The following is a 19,606-nucleotide window of genomic DNA, read 5'->3' as shown; positions in this document are numbered from 1 at the left end:
TGCATGCGTCCGGACGCGACCTATGGCAGATCACTATCAATGGCGTTGATTATGGAGTGGAGTCCGAAAAGTGGCTCACCTACGACATACCACATCGGGACGACACAACCTGCCGGGTGTGGGTCACCTGGAAGAGCTTCGACCGAGGGGGCGCGACCGGCTGCATGACGCGGCTGCGACTGACCTGCCGAGCCGATTTACACGGCCGATGGACAGCTCGCCTTCGGGTTCGGCAGGTGGAGGGATGACCGCGAGTCATCCGATTCTGCGGTATGAAGGTGCGGATGCACTGAACAACGGACATGCTCGGCTCGACAGCTTCGCAGCGGCAGGTCCGTCGAGCCAGGTCGAACGCGGGTGTGCCGTTCCTGACGCCAGCTTCGTGATCGTTGATGACTGCAAGCTAAATCGCGAGAACCTTGCGGCCATCTTCGCTGCCCACGGTGCTTCCGAGTCGGCGGTGGCGTGGGACCTGCCCTCGTTGTGTGCTGCGCTCGGTGACGTCGCTCCGGACATTGTTCTTTTCAACATGGGTACCCGCGACAGTCTCACTTTGCTTCGACTGGTGAGGGATAGGTGCCCTGAAGCGAAGGTGATAGTCGTCGGCATCTCGGAGGACGACGAATCGGAGATTGTCGCATGTGCTGAAGCGGGCGTTGCTGGGTACCATCTGCGGGCAGAGTCGCTCGATGACCTCCTTACGCTCATGTCCAGGGTCGCCAACGGGGAATCTCTCTGCTCCCCACGGGTTTCCGCGATTCTGCTCAGACGACTGTCGACGCTCGCCGCCCAGCGGCGGCCCGAGGTGGAGGAACTAGCTTTGACCGCGCGCGAGATCCAGATCCTTCGATTGCTCGAATCAGGCCTCTCAAACCGAGAGATCGCCGACCGCCTGTGTATTGCACTGCACACGGTGAAGAACCACGTCCACAGGGTGTTGAGCAAGCTCGGGGTCAACACCCGAGCAGCGGCAGCGGCCTACGCGAGGTCCATCCGGTATCCCGAACTGGCGGGCGAGAACTAGTCCGAGGACCGGTATCAAAATGGGTCCGATGGCTCATATACCGCCGGGTACGCACGGGTTAATAGTGGATCGGTGCCATACGCGTTAGCTAGAGCTCGAGACCGAGAGTGCGCCCAGTGTTCTTCGTCGACCTCCGTGCGTGCGATGCTCAGCGGTCGGAAGTACCACGGATGCCAGCCGGGCAAACAGGACGTGTTGTTGCTGACTAAGGGCCGATGCGCATACCCCCGCCGGTATGGTCGCACCAACCGGCCGCCGATGCGACGTTCGATGACGGTGCCGCCGACAACATTGCGCCGAGCCGAGTTCATTCCGGCATATCTCTGCGGGGATCGACCAGTGAGGCCGCATCAGACAGGTGCTGGGAGTTCGTCAACGGGCCAACGCTTCGCGGGGGCAGGGCTTCACGGACTCCTCACCAGGGTGTTGCCGGCATCGATGCAGTCGCGGGGGCCCGAGCCCGCACCCCAAGTGCTGGCGCCTCAGGCGAAAATTTCGACGCTGGCTGTTGCGCTGGCTTCGACACCTCCCGAAACCTTGCAGGTAGCACCATCGGTAGCACCGGCTCCCACCACTGTGGCCATCGCGAGTTCGGCAAGTCCCAACCCGCCGATGACGGCAGCCGCTGGGCCGTCGGCTTTCTCCGACGGCGGCACCCCAACCGACGGTTCCCACCGACGGTTTCGGCAGGCGTTGATGTACACGTCACCGAACCCACCACTGCAACGGCGTCGGCAACTCCTGAACCAGCACCAGCCACGCCGGATCCTCCAACTTCATCGGATCCGGACACTCACGTGTCTGAGGGCGGATCCAATGGCAGTTCTACCAGCCATCCGAATAGCGGCACCTCCGGTGCGCAGAACAGGGGCCCCTCGCAGCGGTACTGATGCCGGCACTTCGATCAGCACCAGTGGCGGCTCTTCGAGTGGACCCTCGAATGCTGGTTCCTCAGGCGGATCGAACCCCAAGAACGACGGTGCGGTCACCAGCACCCGCGCGACCTAACCCGCGGAGATGGACAAATGGAGGAAAGAGAAGCGACCGAACTGGGGACCGTAGCAAGGTTATCTCGCACCGTGAATGTCGTTGCTGATCGCTCGGGCCGAGCGGTACCCCTACTCGCGGGGGGTGGGCACCCGCTCGGTTCGCTCGCTCTTCCGACGACGGCCGTCGGGCAGCCACCAAATGGTGATGGAACCCCAAGCGGGCCTGAGGCGCTGTCGACAGATATCACGGGGCGGAAGCACGGTAGTTCCCGAGGGTCAGCGAATTTCGGCGGCGTTCTGAATCCGGCGCCCGAGGGCGCAACGAGGCAGGACCTCGTAGGCGCTGAAGGGGTGCTGATCATCGATGATTGCACCCTCTTTCGGGAGATCCTCGCGGGCATCCTCGCCCTGAAGGGGATAGCCGTTGCGGGCACCGCGTGGGACTTACCGTCGCTAGTAGGAGCTTTCGAACAAACCAACGCGAATCTGGTGTTGGTCAACATGGACACTCGAGGCAGTCATCTATTAATACGGGCAGCGATGGACATCAGTCCGGGAGCGCGGATCATCGTTGTGGCCACTCCAGAAGAGGATGAGCAGAAGATCATCGCGTGCGCCGAAGCGGGGGTGGCCGGCTACCATGTGCGCAGCGACTCACTTGATGACCTGATCATGTTGATACACAACGTCGCTGGCGGAAAATCCATCTGTCCGCCACGGGTATCGGCTATTTTGCTCCGCCGACTCTCGAGCCTGGCGTCTCAGCCGCAACCAGCGGGACGGGACCTGGCACTTACGACGAGGGAGGCCCAGATCCTCAAAATGTTGGAACTAGGCCGATCGAACAGCGATATCGCAGCACGGCTAAACATCGCCGTGCATACGGTAAAAAACCACGTCCACAACCTGTTGACGAAGCTCGGTGTACATACGCGTGCCGAAGCGGCGGCCCTTTCCCGCGCCATCTCGTCTGAGCGAGGCGCCCGTAAGAACCAGACCGAGGCCTAATGAAATTTGGGTCCGATGGTCCATGTACGCCGCCCGCGCGGGCACCGATAGTGAAGTGGTGCGTAGTGAATTAGCTCTGGGTCGAAATCGGCGGCCACTAGCGAACGAACCGGCCGCTCTCGGCCCGTCGCCAGTGGCACCGCTACAGTCGACCGCCGGCTCGGACCAATGGTGTCGCTGATGTGTGGCATCGTCGCGTGCCTCACGCATGCGACTGACATCGAGCTGCTACCGACGCATACTGGCGACCCGCACGCGGAGGCGATGAGATGAGCGCCCCGACGCTTGTGAAATCGCCGACGATGCGGCCGATCAGTAGTTGGGCCGACATCGTCGAAGGGTACCGGCCGATTGCCATGGCGAAACCGCGTTGGCCTCGGGCCCGTCGGCCCAAGGTTTCGCTCTGCGTTAGTGCTTTCCAGGCGAAGCGCCATCTGCGGGCCACAATCGACAGTTGCTTGGCGCAGCACGGCGCCGAGCTAGAGGTCGTGATCGTCGATAACAACAACTCCGACGACATCCGAGACACCCTGGCAGCGATCACCGATGATCGCGTTCGGATAATCCGAAGCGAAACAACGGTTCCCATCGCTGACAACTTCAATCTGGCCGTGGAGCAGAGTAATGGTCAGTTCGTGAAGCTGGTTTGTCCTGGCGACTTGCTCCACCCCGACTGCGTCGCCAAGCAAGCCAAAGTGCTCGAGGACAACCCCGACGTGGCGCTTGTGGCTGTTCGGAGCGATTACATCGATGATGAAGACAAGCTGCTGGCCTCTGCATGCGGACTGGCCGGCCTTGTCGGCCGCCACTCCGCGGAGCGGGTGATCAGGAGAATGGCTCGCAGCAGCGCCGATCCCATCGGCCCTCCGGTTTCGGGGTTGTTCCGACAGGAAAGCTTCGATCGATGCGGGGGTTGTCGGGGGGACCTGTTGACTCCGACGGATATGGGCCTGTGGTTCCGGTTACTGGGCCACGGCGACTTCGTAGGTGTGCCACAGGCTCTCGCGTCGTCGCGGCAGGGAAATGGTTCGGTGGCGCGCCTCATCTGCAGGGAGAGGTATCGCACTACTGCGCAAGGCGGCAACCAATGAATGACGGTGCAAGACGCCATCCACCGCCGGTGGGGTCGGTGGTAGCTACCCGGCTCCACCGGCACGGCGACTTACGTGTCCGCGTGGTCGCAGGCGGACCGCCCTACTCACAACCTCGGATCTCCGGGTGTAGTCATCGAGGACGAAGAGCTCAAAGGCATTGGGCCAGAAGGAAATTACCGATAATGCGAACCCTCGTCACCGGTGCCGCCGGATTCATCGGATCAAATCTGGTCGACCGCCTCCTGGCGGAAGGCCACCACGTGGTTGGAATCGACAACTTGAGCACTGGTGACACGGACAACCTGGAGACGGCATTCCGGCACACCACCGTCACAGAGGTATACGGCCTGATGAGTGCTGCCCACAGCGATGAATTACATGCCGTCGCGCTGAACCCGGCCAAAGCCGAGGAGGTACTGGGGCGGAAAGCTCCCATCACGGTCCCGGATGGGATACGCCGCATGAAGGATGCATCGAATGTTCCGCGCTAGGACCTCTAACCAGCCCTTGATTGCCGGCGCCAGGCCTTCGGTCAAGCCGTCGTCACTCGGTGATGGTCGATCCGCGTCAGCTACGGCAGCAAACACAAAACCCATAAGGAGGGCTGGATCATGCCCGACCTGACCAATAATCCACGCTTATGGGAAGCGGTGAAGACATCCAACAACGGACAGCGAGGTGCTCGCAATCCTGACGCTGCTCGCGCCGGCATTATGGCGGGTGGTCTTGCATTCAGCGCCATACTGCTGTTCGCCTCGGTTCAACACCCAATTACAGCCGTTGATCTGCTCAACCCTAAACCTGACCTATCCCGCAGTGATTCGACAGATACGGAGTTCTCGGATCTGCCGAACCTTAAGTTCGGCGCCGTTTCGTCCCTAGCCGCGGTAGTGATTGACAGCTTCCGCGAGTCCCCGGGTCACGAGGTGGCGGACGTGAGCCAGTTTCTCGATTTCATACAGCGCAAATTCCCGAACTTGCCCATGACGGAATCTTCACGTGTCCCGAGTCAGCAAGTTCCGGGTATTTCACCGGCTACAACCATGACTCTGCAACCTGAATTTACGCCGCCGCCGTTGGCCCCAGCCGGCGGCGGTGGGGGCGGAGGAGGCACGCTTCCAGAAGTCCCGCTTGGGCCGACTCCATTGCCGCGGTGGTTGGACATACGGGCGTGGGCACACATCATCATGAAGCCGGTGATCCCCAACTTGCCGAAGCTTGAACTCCCGCAGCCGATTCCCTCCCCGATTAGTCCGCCGCCGATTAGTCCGCCTCCGAGTGGTCCGCCCCCGAGTAGTCCGCCCCCGAGTAGTCCGCCCCAGCCGACGTCGCCCCCAGTGGCTGAACAATCCACCGTGCCGAAACCAGCGGAGCATTCCCAAGGCGGATCGGCACGTACTTCACATGGGAGTTCAAGCGGTCGACCCGACGATCTTGGTCCAGGCGGCGGGCACGCCACAGGTCCCAGTGGAGGTTCTGGTGGCCGACCGGGTTCTGGCTCAGGCGGGGGTTCTGGTGGCGGACCGGGTTCTGGCTCAGGCGGGGGTTCTGGTGGCGGACCGGGTTCTGGCTCAGGCGGGGGTTCTGGTGGCGGATCGGGTTCTGGCTCCAGTGGGGGTTCTGGTAATGAATCGGGTTCTGGTTCAGGCGGGGTGTCTAGTGGCGCCGACTAGGAGACCTCATTACGGCTACGGCGATGCCCAGCACGGTGGCGCACGACATCAGCCGGTCTCGTTATGTCGCTGTACTGGGCAAGAAGGGGGTCGCACCCTCAGTCAGCGATGTAGACGCCAGCCTTCCAGTTGTCTCATCGTCAGCCGACGGTCACATCGGCGGTTTGGGGTGTCGGAACACCTTGTGAGCGGGAACGTGATTGCTGTATATGAGCTAGCGACATATGTGAACTCGCGTCTAGATCAGCAATCTAGGCGCCCGGACCAGTTCGAGCAGAGCAGCTTCTAAGCTTATGAGATTGCTAGAAGCACCTCTTATCGTCAAACGTCACCGTCTGCGCCTCGTGCGACGCGCGGCGTCGTGGACTACGGATCGGCGAATTATCAGCTCAAACGAGCTGAATATTTGGCCCGAGCCAGATAATGAGCCTCGCTTACTGTATCTATATCAACGAGGTCGAAAATTTTTGCTTGTCGAGGATCCGCAGCAAATGGTAGTGTCGCAGCACAAGATCGAGACTGGCCAAAAAACATCCGTCTAGCTAATTCTGATAAATTTGCCGACATCAGGTTTGTCGGCGTAGATGGAAGGGAGTAGCGGTGTCGCCTCACTTGGGATCGCTCCGTTCGCCTCGCAGATCTTCGATTTGCGAGTCCCTAGTTGTTCCAACGCCGCGCTTGCGCGGTATGCGGAAGGGGGAGCAATGAGCACGGCGAACTCACCGCGCTTGAATGGCTTGTTTGACGTGCTGTGTCCACCAGGGCACGTACCGGATAGGCCGATTCGGGTGGGGGTAATCGGCTACGGGTATTGGGGATCCAAGCACGCCCGCGTGCTGGCTGGCGTGCCCGGTGTGGAGCTGACTGTCATCGAAAGCGAACCGGATCGGCTACGCGAGGCTATGACGTCCTTCTCCGCCATCCACGTCGCTTTACGTCTCGACGAAGTCCAGGACGAATTGGACGCCGTCGTTGTCGCCACCCCTCCGCACAGTCACGGCCCGGTCGCGCTGCAGGCGCTGCGGGCTGGGCTCCACACCCTGGTAGAGAAGCCATTGGCCACTTCGGTCGCAGTCGCCGAAGAGCTCGTTGATACAGCGGACCGCGGTGGACTGGCCTTAATGGTCGGACACACCTTTGAGTACAACGCCGCGGTGTGGAAGCTGAAGGAGATCATCAATTCCGGCGAACTCGGTCGCATCCTGTACGTCGACACAGCGCGACTGAGCCTCGGCCGCTACCAGAACGACTGCAACGTAATCTGGGACCTCGCGCCGCACGACATCTCCATCATCTCCTACCTGCTGGACGAGTTCCCAGAGATGACGGCCGCGTGGGCGCAGCGCAACGTGGGCGACGTGCACGCCGATGTCGCCTACCTGCGACTGGACTTCCCACGTGCACCGGCCTTCGTCCACGTGAGCTGGCTGGATCCGAGGAAGGTGCGCCGGGTCACCGTAGTGGGTGAGCGAAAGATGGCGGTCTACAACGACGTTTCGGACATCGACCGCATCCGGATCTACGACGTCGGTGTGGCCCCGGCGGAGATGTGCGAGGGACCGACCCGGTATGCGGTGCCCGTCACCTACCGTACCGGCGATATCACATCTCCCTACGTGCAGTTCATTGAGCCGCTGCTCGTCCAGGACACGCACTTCATCGACTGCATTCGGACGGGCAATCGCCCTGACACTCCGGGCGAACGGGGTTTGGGCGTCGTAAGGGTGCTAGCCGCTATCGACGAGGCCCTCGCCACCGGTGCACCCGCTCGGATCCCGCCACCTGCGGCGCGACGCGAACGCATCGTAACGCCGGTCGGCACCGCGGAGGTCGCCTCGTGACCGAAGTCGTTGATTCTGTGCCATTTCTTGACCTGGCCACTGTTAACGGCGGCCTTCAGGGCGACTACGAGCTCGCATTCAAGAAGGTGCTGGAGCACGGGCGGTTCATTGGTGGCCCCGAAGTGGAACGGTTTGAGCAAAGCTTTGCTGCCTACTGCGAGACCAATGCATGTGTGGGGGTGGCGAACGGCACGGACGCCCTTGAACTCATCCTCGCCGGTATCGGAATCGGACGGGGCGACGAGGTGATCGTTCCGACAAACACCTTCGTCGCCACGGCGGAAGCGGTGTGCGCAGTGGGCGCCCGCCCCCGGTTCGTCGACGTGCTGCCGGACACGTTGCTGATCGACCCTGAGGCGGTCGCGGCGGCCGCGGGCCCGGCGACGGCCGCCGTCATTGCGGTGCACCTATTCGGGCAGATGGCTGACCTAGACGCTCTTTGCCCTGTGGCCCGACGGTACGGCCTGGTGGTGATCGAGGATGCTGCGCAGGCACACGGTGCCAGGCTTCGTGGACGGCGGGCCGGAAGTATTGGGGCGGCTGCAAGTTTCAGCTTCTATCCGGGGAAGAACCTGGGCGGATTGGGGGACGGTGGCGCGGTCGTCACCCAAGATATGGCGCTCGCTCAGCATATACAGAGGCGCGCCAACCATGGCAGAGCCAGCGGGGATCGGCACCGCCACGACGACCGCGGGCGCAACAGCCGGTTGGACACCCTGCAGGCAGCCATGTTGTCCATCAAGCTCGCCAACCTAGATAAGGCGAATCTGGCGCGCCGCCGCACGATGGACCGATACTGTCGACAACTCCCGCCGTCGTGTCGGCCGGTCACGACGCATCCCGCAGCTGAATCCGTGCACCACCTCGCAGTGATTCGCGTCGAGGACCGCGTCGCCGTAACGGCCGAATTTGACCGCCATGGGATCGGCTGGGGCATTCACTATCCGATCCCATGTCACCGGCAGCCGGCATACCAAGAGTTCGCCGATTCGTTACCCGTCGCCGAAGATGCTGCGGAGCAGATCCTCTCGCTCCCAATGTCCCCGACGCTCAGCGACGCACAAGTGGACCGAGTGTGCGAAATGCTCTGGAGGGCTTCGAAATGACTGATACCACCGGCCGACTTCCACAGGGCGATTTCGTAGACGCCCGCTGGATACCGGTCATCAACGGCAACGGCTCTTACATCGTCCATGACGAGGCCATAGTTTATGACGACGCCATGGTCGATGCCGAGGCCGAATCGAGGCCGGGCAGCTACGACGACGCCGTTCGGACCGCGGCTCCGAGTCGACAGCGCAAGCTTCCATGGGGCGCAAACCTCGGCCTCGCCCTTCTTTCTGTTCTTGTCGTGTTGATCGGTGCAGGCGCCGGGTTCTTCGGAACTCTGCTTCTGCCAAAGCAATACGCGGCCCGTGCGGAGCTCGTTTACCGCTTAACGGACTCACAGCCAAACGAACTCCTCCGCGAGGATCGCAGGCTGACCACTCAGCTGGTCCTGCTACGCAGCCGGGTCGTGCTCGCGCCGGTGGCCTTCCAGTATGGGATTCCTCCAGAAACCCTGACCGAGCACGTTTCCGCGAGAGTTGTCGATAGCAGCGAGATCATCGAGGTCGAGGTGCGGGACCAGACGCGGGAGCGTGCACAGCTGATCTTGAAAAGCATCATCGACGCGTATATAGCGATGGCGAATAAGGACTGGAAGGACCCGGTTCTGTCTTATCTGATGTTCAACATCTCTGAGGTGCAGATTCAGAGGCGGGCACCGGACCTGCCACAAGACGTAGCCCTCGGACTGGCCCGTCGGGAGCAGGTTCTGCAAAGTCTTCTTGACCCTCTCCAACCCAGACCGACAACGTCGTCCGACCCGCAATCCGCGGCCGGTCCGCCAGCTCGGATATTGACCGAGCCGTACCCGGTCCCTCAACAAGTGCGCCCGAAGCCGCTGATCTCCGCCGGGGCCGGCGCGGCGACGGCATTCCTCGTGGCCGCGTTTATCGTCCTCCTCGTCGCTCGGCGCCGTCTCCGTTCGTGAGCTGAGATGCGAGAGGCGGGGGCAGGGGTTCAGGCACCGACGAGGGCAGTTCGCAGCTCAGCGACGGTGGCGGCCTGGACGCTGGTCAGCCGGGTGACCGGTTGTGGCCGGGTCGTCGTCATCGGCGCTGTGTTCGGACCCACCTTTTTCGCCAACACTTTCGTTGCGACCAACACCGTCCCGAACATCATCTATCTCTCCATCGTGGGCAGCGTGCTCGGCTCTGTGGTCGTGCCAGCAATTATGCGGACCACCGCTAACTGCGGGAACCGCAGTGCTGGCGACCTCCTTGGCCGGCTTGCGGGATTTCTGCTCGTATTGATGGCCCTGGCGTCGCTGGTCCTAGTGCTCGGTTCCCCGTTGATCGCCCGGCTTCTAACCTTTGGCATTGCCGACGCCGCGACCCGCGACCGGGCCGAGGACCTTACTGTTGTGATGCTCCTGTTCGTCGCACCTCAGATCATGTTCTACATAATCGCGGCTCTGGGCGCGGCTGCGCAGCAGGCCAGGGGGCGTTTTGCGCTTGCCGCCGCGGCACCGGCAGTGGAGAACGTGGGGGTGATGGCAACCGTCGTCGCAGTTGGGCTCGTTTACGCGCCCCACGTCGACATGGACAATGCACCGATTGGCCTGCCGATACTGCTCTGTCTGGGCAGCACGTTGTCCGTCGCCCTGCACATGGCGCTGCAGCTAGTTGGGGCAGCCCGGGTGGGCCTTCCGATATGGCCCCGCCTGCGGCGCCGGTGGGACCCGCTCACCCGTGAAATCACTCACCGGGTCCGCCAGTCATTCGTCATCGCGGCGTGCCCGGAGGCCGCCTATTTCACGCTGGTCGCTTCAGCGGCGACGGTCCCTGGCGGGGTGCTAGTTCTGCAGATCGCCTACGCCGTCTACGCGACACTTGTGGCTCTGGGAGCGCGAGCAGTGGCGACGGCCGTGCTGCCCGCGCTGTCAGATGCCGCTTACGGAAGCGACGTATCAGTCTTTGCCGACAAGGTGCGCCAGGGTCTCGCATACGCATTCACCGCGAGCCTGCCGTCATTGTTTCTCATGGTGGCGTTTGCCTGGCCGATCGCCGATGTCCTCGCCAACGGTGAGCTCCGCGTCGGCGAGCTGGTCGGGACGCTCGCCGGGTGCATTGTCGTGCTGGCAGTAGCGCAGCTCGCGGGGGGGCTGTACGAGGTCGGCCGGCAAGCCCTGTTCGCCCGGCTCGACATCCGCGGCCCCCGCATAGCGGCGCTCGTGGGTCTCGGCGTCACGCTGACCGCGGCACTGTTCACCTTGCTCGAGCTCGCCGGGACCGACCGGCTGATCGGTTTGGGGGGTGCTGTGTTAGTTGGCGACGTCGCGGCGGCGGCCACAGTGATCATTTTGCTGCGGCAGGTCGTGCGGCCCGAGGCGCTCGCGGACCGCGGACGGGTGCGGGCGGCGGCGCTCGCGTCAATCGGCATGCTGCCTGTGGTCGCCGGAGGGTGGTTCCTAGTCCACGCGCTCGACGGCAACCGCTTCGGAAACCTTCTCATTGTCGGAATGACGGCGGCGCTCGCCTTGGGATTGTTCGCTTTGACATTGCATGCCGCCACTCGGCATCCCGGGGCGGCGGCATGAGCGTTGACGTCCGGGGTCGCCAACCTCGCCAGCCGGTGGCTCACCCGTCCTTTTCCGGTGCGTTAACGGGTACCGCAATCGCGGCAGCGTTGGTGACCGGCCTCCTCGCCGCGGCCGTCGGACCGGTCGCTGTCGTCATTGCCCTCGGGGTCGGCTTGCTCAGTTTGGTCGCCTGGCGGCCGGTCTTCGCCACCTACCTGTACCTTGCAACGCTGCCCTTCATCGCCGGCATCGAGCGCGGCACGTTGATCCCGCTGTTGCGGCCGAACGAGGCGTTATTAATCCTGCTCATGGCCGCCGCTATGGCCGGGGGTTATGTCCGGGCCCTGAGAGGTGCGCCGCTGCAGCTTCGCCTCCGCCCGTTGGACATACCGCTCGCAACATTCGTCCTCCTCGCCACTCTGTGGCCGATCTGCTCGATGCTGCTGCGGGGCGTGCCTCCCGGTTCCTCGGACGTCATGGCAGTACTCCCAGTGTGCAAGCTGGCAGGGCTTCTCCTGCTCGTTCGCACCACGGTGCGCACCCCCACCCACGTGGTTTGGTGCATCCGGCTGATCATCGGCGGCGCGGTCGGTCTCGCCGCCATCGCCATCCTCCAGACCCTGGGCGTCGGACCGGTCCTCACAGTGCTCCAGAATATCGACCCAGGCGCCGATTTTCTGGACCAGCGTGGCTCGGCGACACTCACGAGCCCGATCGCCACGGGCGACTACATCTTGATCGGCCTGACCCTGCTGATCGCATCGGCGGTCCGTGGCCTGATTCATAGATGGACCCGGTTCGGCGCCGGGCTGGTACTGGCAGCGGGGTTGTTGGCCGCGGGCCAGTTCTCGACCTGGTTGGGGGCGCTTGTGATCGGCGCGCTGATCTTCTGGCGTGTACCGAAGGCGCGGGTATCCGCGGTTCGCCTTGCACCGATGTTTGTTGTTGCGATGCTGCTCGGTTCTCCGGCATTGCGCGGCCGACTCGAGGAGTTCTCCAATGGTGGCTCTCCGCAAAGCTGGCGCGTGAGATGGGACAATTTGAGCCACTTCTACATCCCGGAACTCGTCGAGAATTGTCGGTTCCTCGTAGGAGTGTCACCGAACTCGGTCGTGATCCCACCCGACACTTGGCGCGATGTCGTGTACCTCGAGTCGGGATTTCTCCAGTTGCTATGGATCGGCGGGGTGCCGCTACTCGCCGCCTTCATCGTTCTATCTTGGGCTGTTCTCAGGTGGACCGGTCGGCTCAGTTGGCGGACCGACGGTATCGGTGCATGCGCATCCGCCCTTGCCATTGCGTGGTGGATGATCGTGATCCTTTTGCTGTTAGATCCGCACCTGTTCATGCGGGGGCCGGGTGACCTGCTCTTTACGCTCATCGGGCTCGTCACCGGCCGAGCTCTCGAGGAAAGGAGCAATGATGCGACGTCCTGAGCATCGGACAGCAACATCGGAGCGGGTGGCTCGCCGGGCCGCTGACATCCTCGTCGCCGGGGCTGCGCTGGTCGTGCTGGCACCGGTGATGGCCATAATCGCTGTCGCGATAAAACTGAGCACCCCGGGCCCAGTGCTCTTCACACAGCGACGGGTCGGGCTCGACGGACAGTCGTTTTCGTTCTACAAGTTTCGAACAATGCGAATCGGCGGCGACGACACTGCCCTGCGTGACCTCATCGCCCAGGAGCTGCGCGGTGAAGATACCTCTATTGGAGGAAGCTGGAAGCTCGACGGCGATCCCCGCATCACCCGGTTCGGCTCGTTCCTGCGCCGGACCAGCCTTGACGAGCTGCCGCAGCTGATCAACGTCCTGCGCGGAGACATGACTTTGGTCGGCCCGCGCCCCTGTCTGGAATGGGAGGCGGAGATGTTCCCGAGCGAATTCCGGGAAAGGTTTACTGTTCGCCCTGGCGTGACCGGGCTCTGGCAGGTGAGTGGCCGCAGCACCCTCGGCACCCTGGACATGCTTCGCCTCGACGTCGACTATGTCCAGCACAAGACGTTACGCGGCGACGTCGCAATCCTGGCCCGGACCGTTCCGGTGCTGCTCCGCACGGATGGTGCCCGCTGAGTACCGTGATGGGTTCGGCCACCCAGCCGACGGTAGTCACCGCCGATCCTCGTACCGATCCGCGTTGGCACACGCTCGCGGTTACCGCCGAAGGCAGCCTGTTCACCTCGCCGCCGTGGATCAGGTCGGTGTGCGACACCTATGGGTTTACACCGCAGGCACGCGTCGCCACCGATGCCGCAGGACGTCCAACCGACGGCTTCGCATGGGTGCCGATCAGTGACATCCGCGGTGACCGGCTGGTCAGTCTGCCGTTCTCAGACCGAGCCGAGCCATTCGTGTCTGGTCGGGCGATGTGGTGGTCGTTAGTGCACGACGCGCTGCAAACCGACGCCCCGCTCCAAATCCGCTGCCTCGACGCTGCTGTGCCGACGGTCGACGCCCGGCTCGTGCAAGCGGGCGAGGCCGCTTGGCACGGCACCCCGTTGGATGCGCCCATAACAGACATTTACCGGTCACTCAGCTCCGCAGCCCGGCGGAACATCGCCGCCGCGGAGCGTAACGGCGTGCGCGTCGAAGCGGTGACCGGGATGGACGGCATCCGAATCTATCACCGGCTGCATGTATCACTCCGCAAGTACAAGTATCGGTTGTTGGCCCAGCCGTTCACCCTGTTCGAGCGGATCTGGCAGGAGTTCTCCGTCAATGACGGCATCGTCACCTTACTGGCGCGCGTCAACGGCGAACCGGTTGCGGGCGCCGTCTATCTCGTATGGAACGACGTGCTGTACTACAAGTTCGGTGCATCGCTGGCGGCCACATTGTCGTTACGGCCCAACGATGCGCTGGCGTGGACCGCCCTGCGCTGGGCGTCCGAGCGGGGGTTACGCGGATTGGACTGGGGCTTAAGCGATCTGGATCAACCAGGGCTCGTCGCATACAAGCGCAAGTGGGCCAGCGAGGAGCGGCGGATCGTGACGTTACGATCCGCCGGTGAGGACTCGGATAATGCTCGCGACTCCGGTCGGCTGCTCGGCGAGCTGACGCGCCTGCTTACCGAGGATGCGGTGCCCGACCACATCACCGAGCGGGCCGGATCCCTTATCTACCGCTACTTCACCTGATCGGCACGGCACCGCGCGATCCGCGGCCGATCCGCAGTAGATGGTGCGTCGTCCGTTTAACCATGCGGCGCCCAACCGGCCAGCGTTGGGCGAGGTCGTAGGCAATCCGGATCACCGGCGAGGACATGATCTCGACGGGCGTCGGGTAGCGGAACGGCGTCCCTCCGAACGATGCTTTGAATGCCTCGGCACTCGTCAGCTTCGACGAGTCGGACCGCTCATCTTCAAGTATCGACGCCGCCTTGTCGCTGATCCCGCCGAAGTCCACCCACTGGTAGCCGCTTGCCTTCGCCCACCGAATTGCCTCCCATTCGACGGCGGCCGGGACGCTTAGCTTCGCCGCCTCGGAGTCTCGATCCATGCCGAGCAGCCGTTCCTTGAGTACACCTCCGCAGCTGGTGTACAGGCGGGCGGCCACCGGCTTGCCGTCGATCTCTCCGACGAACAATTCCGCGTGACCGGTCGGGGCCAGCCGCCGGTAGAGGTTCTCCAGGTAGTCGAGGGGAAGTGGCTCGAAGTTCTGATGCAGCGCACTGGCGGCGTGCAGCCGGGCCAGCAGAGCTACATCCTGCTGGGTACCGCGGCGGACCCGCACACCCCGGTTCGGCCAGTTCCGGGTCCATCGTTGGAGGCGCCTCCGCAGCCCCGCGCGCAGCTCGTCCTCGTCTCGGTCCAGATCTAGACGAAGTGAGGCTGTAGGGGCGATGCCGGCCGCAGACGACCGGAAGCCCTGCCGTTGCAGTTCAAGGCTGACGTCATTGCCGCCGAGCGGCGGCTGGACGAAGATCATCCGCAACTCTGTGCGGGCCAGACGCCGCAAGGCTGTAGCGAGCGCGATGGCGACCGGGTCTCGGTCCGCCTCCGGTCGGACCACCGGGCCGTACGGTATGTAGCCGACCTCCCCAATCAGAGGCAGTCTCCGTCCCAACACCAACGCGCCGCCGACCAGTTCGATACCCCGCTGAACAAACACATACAGAGGCTGGAAACCGGCTGCCCGACGCACATCAGCCCACGCGGACAGCTGAGCAACGTCGCTGCCGGGCACGTTCTGCACCAGCTCGTCCCATGCGGCCGTTGTCGACGCATCGGGTTGGCGGGTCAGCGTGACTGACAGTTCGCGGCTTTGGTTGCCTGTGACCGGCGCCGACAAACTGCCGTCAGTCGGCGCCGCGCCATCCCGCAGGGCATGCGGTTGGGCGTTCTTCGCCCGCTTCCCGAATGACATGACCATTTTGAATCCGCTGGCCCTTCTTCACCGTTACTTCGCTTGATCCCAGCCACGACCTCAGGACCCGTGGCCGATCCGCAATAGATGGTTCGCCGTCCGTTTGACCATGCGGCGCCCAGCAGGCCAGCGTTGGGAGAGGTCATAGGCGATCCGGATAGCAGGCGAGATCCGCTCTACGGGCGTCGGGTAGCGGAACGGCGTCCCTCCGAACGATGACTTGAACGCCTCGGCACTCGTCAGCATGGACGAGTCGGCCTGCTCATCTTCAAGTATCGAAACCGCCGTGTCGCTGATCCCGCCGAAATCGAACCAGCGGTAGTCGTTGGCCTTCGCCCACCGGATCGCTTCCCATTCGACGGCGGCCGGGACACTTAGCTTCCCCGCCGCGGGGTCACGTCCCATGCCGGCCAAACGTGCTTTGAGTACACCTCCGCAGCTGGTGTACAAACGGGCGGCCACCGGCCTGCCCTCGATCTCCCCGACGAACAACTCCGCGTGACCGTCCGGGGCCAGCCGCCGGTAGAGGTTCGCGAGGTAACTGTGTGGGATGGGCTCGAAGCCCTGGTACTGCGCGCTCGCGGCGTGCAGCCGGGCCAGGAGTGCTACATCGTCCTGGGTGCCGCGGCGGACGTGCACCCCACGCTTTGGCCAGTTTCGGGTCCATACTGTCAGGCGCTTTCGCAGTCCTGCCCGAAGCTCGTCTTCCCCTCGGGTAAGGTCCAGGCGCAGCGAGGCGACCGGGGCGATGCCGGCGCTAGACGGCCGAAAGCCCTCCTGTTGAAGTTCCCGGCTGATGTCATTGCCGCCGAGCGGTGGTTGGATGAAAAGCATCCTTATCTTTCGTTGGGCGAGACCCCGCAGTGCGGCGGCCAGTGCAGCGATCACGGGGTCTCGGTCCGCCTCCGGTGAGATCAGCGGGCCGTACGGCGCATAGCCGACTTCGCCAACGACAGGCAGTTTCCGCGTCATCACCAGCGCTCCACCCACCAGTTCGGGACCCCGGCGAACAAGCACGTAAAGCGGCTCGAATCCGGCTACCCGGCGCACGTCGGCCCACGCTGACAGCTGTGCGACGTCGCTCCCGGGCACCTTCCGCACCAATTGGTCCCACATGGCGAGCGCCGATGCGCCGGGCTGGCGGGTCAGCGTAACCGCCAGCGATTCGCGGCCGTTGAGGGTTATATTACCGCCAGGTGGTTGCACAAAGCCGCAATCGGATGTTGCTGGCAGATCGAGCAGGGCGTCGACGACTTGCCAGTAGTGTTGGCGTTGTACCGGCCACGAATAAGGCTGTGCGGCCTCTTTTGCCCGATTCGCATAAGCCATGGCCAGCTGTGGATCCTTGTACAGGCGTTCGACAGCGCGGGCCAAGTCGTCCGGGTCGTCGCTGATGAAAGATTCGAAGCAGCCCGGAGGGAAGGTTTCCTGCACCGAACGCGTAATCGATACCACCATGGGGACGCCCATGGTGATGTAGTCGAACATCTTTCCCGCGAGCGTGAGGTCGCGGAATCGGTCCTGCTTCATCGCGACGACGCCGACATCGGCCGTGGCCAGCGTCGCCACCAGCTCGTCGACCGGGATGAATCCGCAACTGAACACCACGCGGTCCGAGACCCCGAGGCGGGACGCCAACGCCTGCAAGGCCGGGCGTTGTGAACCGTCGCCGATGATGCGCAGCTCAAGTGAAGGAATCGTGGCGGCCAGCTGGGCGACCGCCTCGATGACCGTGTCCAGTCCATACTGGGCCTCGATCGTGCCGTGACTGACCAGCACGAACTTGTCGTCGTCGCGCCCGCGTTGGGGGAGTCGGGTGGGGTCGAATACCTCTTCGTCTGATCCGTCCATCACGACGGTGATCTTGTCCGGCGCGGCGCCGCGGGCGATGAACGCCTGTCGCATCGGCTCAGTTGCCGTCACAGCTGCGTCTGCGAACCGGATACTGGCCTGCTCGAGCGCGGTGACCAGCCGCACGACCGGATGTCGTAGCCCGACATGTGTCTTCGCTGCGTAGAACTCCGGTGAGGGTTCCTGCAAATCCAGCAGGATCCGAGCTCCGGTGAGTCGCGGCAGAAGCGCGGCGAATACCAAGACGTCCGGCAAGGAGTTGACCTGTACCAGGTCGAAACGGCGGCGTAGGTGTAGCGCACTGACTCCTAAGCCAGCCAAGAGGAAGAACGCAGCGTACTCGGCGAGACGTCGTGTGGTGCCGGCACCCATTGCATGACGCAACGGTATCCGGGTGATGGTGAGGCAACCGCGGTGTTCATGCAGCGGTTCGCTCCGGTCCCGCAGGCACAGCACGTGCACCTGGTGACCCCGCTCGAGCAGGGCGGCGACCTCGCGCTGGACGCGGGTGTCCCTGAAGTAGTGGCATCGAATGACACACACCCGCGGCACGGCGCCCCCTTGATATCGCCTAATCGCGTACTGACCCTCTGAAGCAAACCGTATCCCTTTGCCAGCGTAAGAGGTGAGATTTGCCGAGACCCATCAAGAGCGCCGAGGTTTCCGGCCTAGGCGTGCAACGGCACACCACCGCACAGGCTGCCACCCAATCATCGTTGGAGCGACTCGGTCAACGGTGGTCCGATGCTCGTCTGAGTGACCGCGCTCCCAGAACAGTTCCTGTTGAACTGACGGACCCGCTCGCAGACATCACTGCTCGGCGCCGCGCGAAACCCGCGGCAGATTCGCAGCAGGCGGGAGGAAGGCAGCGTACACGCCAAGACGTCGTGCGGTGTCGGCGCCCATGAATGGCGCAGCGGTGTCCGGGTGATGGGAGCAGCCGCGGTGTGTTCATGCAGCACGCCGAGCTCTTGCTGTTCGCCCCATCGGGCACCCATCCAGTAAAGCAAACTTTCTTCCGTTCGCCGTCTGTCGGAGTAGTATTCGCTAAGACGTGTCGAGGTCACTCTCTCAGGTCGGCCTGTAACAGTTACGACGCTGGGCCGGGTGGTTCACCGAATCGCCGACGAGGGGCGGATTACAGATGTCAAAGCTGCTTACCCGTAATTGGTTCCCGATCTGGGCTATCGCCAGCACCATTGCCGTCGTGCTCGTTATGGTCCTTATCGTCAGCAATCGGGCCGCACCGGGGATCTCGGCACCTGAGCGAGTGCCCATAGAGAGCGCCGCCGGGACACTACCTGTCGGCTCCCCCCTGCCTTCCGATCAGCATTGCGCGGCGTACGCCCAGCAAGTCGGATCCAATCGCGAAAGCAGGCCCGAGAACACGGCAGCGAACAACTCGGTCCCGAGCGGTCTAGCGCTTCCGCCGTGGCCCGAATTCTGGGATCCATTGGCGAACCAATTGTTCGTTCCGCGTATCAATGGACAGTTCACGGGCACGACCGATCAGATCATCGCGTGGGGTGCCTGCAAATGGGGCTTCAGTACCGATGTGGTTCGCGCGGTAGCGTGGGCAGAGTCATCATGGCGGCAGGCGCACGTCGGAGACGAAGTCAACGATCCGTCACTATGCGTCGGCGGTTACCGGGTGCCGTGCCCGACGAGCTTCGGTCTGCTGCAGCTCAAGTACATCTTCCGGCCAGGTTCGTGGCCGGACTCACAGCTACACACAGCTTTCAACGTCGACTATGGATTGGCCTATATTCGCGGATGCTTCGAGGGTTGGGCAAGCTACCTCCGCAAGGACGGCTACATCCCCGGCGATCTGCCGGGTTGTTTAGGGTGGCACTACTCCGGAGAGTGGAGGGACGGTCCGGCGTTGGATTACATACAGCGCGTACAGCGCCCGTTGGACGAACGGCCCTGGACCCGTTTGTAGGATACTCGGCTATCCAGCGACGGCCTGGCAAAGTTGGCGCGTGCTCAGACTGATTCGGATCTCACCGCCAGCATCGCTGCCCTATGTCAATGCTGTTGGCCTCGTAATCACCAACGCGAAGCGCGTTGCCCGAAAACTTTCCTGGGGAGAGAAAGACATTTGCGGCGAACAAAACAGGTCCGACGCTCTAGCCAACA

Annotated in this window: 13 protein-coding genes and 1 pseudogene; 12 read left to right on the top strand and 2 right to left on the bottom strand. The window is 63.2% G+C overall.

The genetic code is table 11. The features are described from left to right. Positions 1-382 precede the first annotated feature (382 nt). From ACGFK1_RS13210 to ACGFK1_RS13160, 11 genes and pseudogenes are all read left to right on the top strand, one after another. On the top strand, positions 383-1,024 hold the full coding sequence (locus ACGFK1_RS13210) for a LuxR C-terminal-related transcriptional regulator (protein WP_393429196.1): 642 nt from the start codon (positions 383-385) through the stop codon (positions 1,022-1,024). Positions 1,025-2,364: 1,340 nt separating this feature from the next. Next, positions 2,365-3,021 (top strand): LuxR C-terminal-related transcriptional regulator, encoded by a 657-nt coding sequence (locus tag ACGFK1_RS13205; RefSeq protein WP_393429193.1) that lies wholly within the window; start codon positions 2,365-2,367, stop codon positions 3,019-3,021. A gap of 269 nt (positions 3,022-3,290) precedes the next feature. After that, on the top strand, positions 3,291-4,112 hold the full coding sequence (locus tag ACGFK1_RS13200; RefSeq protein ID WP_393429191.1) for a glycosyltransferase family 2 protein: 822 nt from the start codon (positions 3,291-3,293) through the stop codon (positions 4,110-4,112). 185 nt (positions 4,113-4,297) lie between these two features. Then, a pseudogene (locus ACGFK1_RS13195) lies at positions 4,298-4,429 on the top strand (NAD-dependent epimerase/dehydratase family protein); the annotation flags it as partial. Between the two features lie 2,147 nt (positions 4,430-6,576). Further along, positions 6,577-7,629, top strand: coding sequence for a Gfo/Idh/MocA family protein (locus ACGFK1_RS13190; protein WP_393429188.1), 1,053 nt, complete (start codon positions 6,577-6,579; stop codon positions 7,627-7,629). Further along, positions 7,626-8,735 carry a DegT/DnrJ/EryC1/StrS family aminotransferase gene (locus ACGFK1_RS13185; protein WP_393429185.1) on the top strand — a complete coding sequence of 370 codons (1,110 nt, stop codon included), beginning with the start codon at positions 7,626-7,628 and terminating at the stop codon, positions 8,733-8,735. The genes ACGFK1_RS13190 and ACGFK1_RS13185 overlap by 4 nt, the downstream gene beginning before the upstream one ends. Then, positions 8,732-9,664, top strand: coding sequence for a hypothetical protein (locus tag ACGFK1_RS13180; protein WP_393429182.1), 933 nt, complete (start codon positions 8,732-8,734; stop codon positions 9,662-9,664). Before ACGFK1_RS13185 ends, ACGFK1_RS13180 begins: the two co-directional genes overlap by 4 nt. A 66-nt stretch (positions 9,665-9,730) precedes the next feature. Beyond that, positions 9,731-11,272 carry a lipid II flippase MurJ gene (locus ACGFK1_RS13175; RefSeq protein WP_393429179.1) on the top strand — a complete coding sequence of 514 codons (1,542 nt, stop codon included), beginning with the start codon at positions 9,731-9,733 and terminating at the stop codon, positions 11,270-11,272. Between the two features lie 92 nt (positions 11,273-11,364). Next, complete coding sequence (locus tag ACGFK1_RS13170) at positions 11,365-12,690, top strand: hypothetical protein (protein WP_393429176.1); 1,326 nt, start codon at positions 11,365-11,367, stop codon at positions 12,688-12,690. Further along, entirely contained in the window at positions 12,677-13,324 is a 648-nt protein-coding gene (locus ACGFK1_RS13165) for a sugar transferase (RefSeq protein ID WP_393429174.1), read from the top strand. The genes ACGFK1_RS13170 and ACGFK1_RS13165 overlap by 14 nt, the downstream gene beginning before the upstream one ends. An 8-nt stretch (positions 13,325-13,332) precedes the next feature. Continuing rightward, on the top strand, positions 13,333-14,388 hold the full coding sequence (locus tag ACGFK1_RS13160) for a GNAT family N-acetyltransferase (RefSeq protein ID WP_393429171.1): 1,056 nt from the start codon (positions 13,333-13,335) through the stop codon (positions 14,386-14,388). Here the strand turns inward: ACGFK1_RS13160 and ACGFK1_RS13155 are convergent. After that, positions 14,381-15,616, bottom strand: coding sequence for a lipid II:glycine glycyltransferase FemX (locus ACGFK1_RS13155; protein ID WP_393429168.1), 1,236 nt, complete (start codon positions 15,614-15,616; stop codon positions 14,381-14,383). The genes ACGFK1_RS13160 and ACGFK1_RS13155 overlap by 8 nt on opposite strands. A gap of 60 nt (positions 15,617-15,676) precedes the next feature. Then, complete coding sequence (locus tag ACGFK1_RS13150; RefSeq protein ID WP_393429165.1) at positions 15,677-18,019, bottom strand: GNAT family N-acetyltransferase; 2,343 nt, start codon at positions 18,017-18,019, stop codon at positions 15,677-15,679. A gap of 592 nt (positions 18,020-18,611) precedes the next feature. Between ACGFK1_RS13150 and ACGFK1_RS13145 the strand changes: the two genes are divergently transcribed. Further along, positions 18,612-19,409, top strand: coding sequence for a hypothetical protein (locus ACGFK1_RS13145; protein ID WP_393429162.1), 798 nt, complete (start codon positions 18,612-18,614; stop codon positions 19,407-19,409). Positions 19,410-19,606: the final 197 nt, after the last annotated feature.

Origin of the sequence: Mycobacterium sp. NPDC048908 (genome assembly GCF_043197955.1) — a bacterium.
GTDB lineage: Bacteria > Actinomycetota > Actinomycetes > Mycobacteriales > Mycobacteriaceae > Mycobacterium.
Note: the sequence above shows the minus strand (reverse complement) of the source record. Positions and strands in the feature narration are given on the sequence as shown.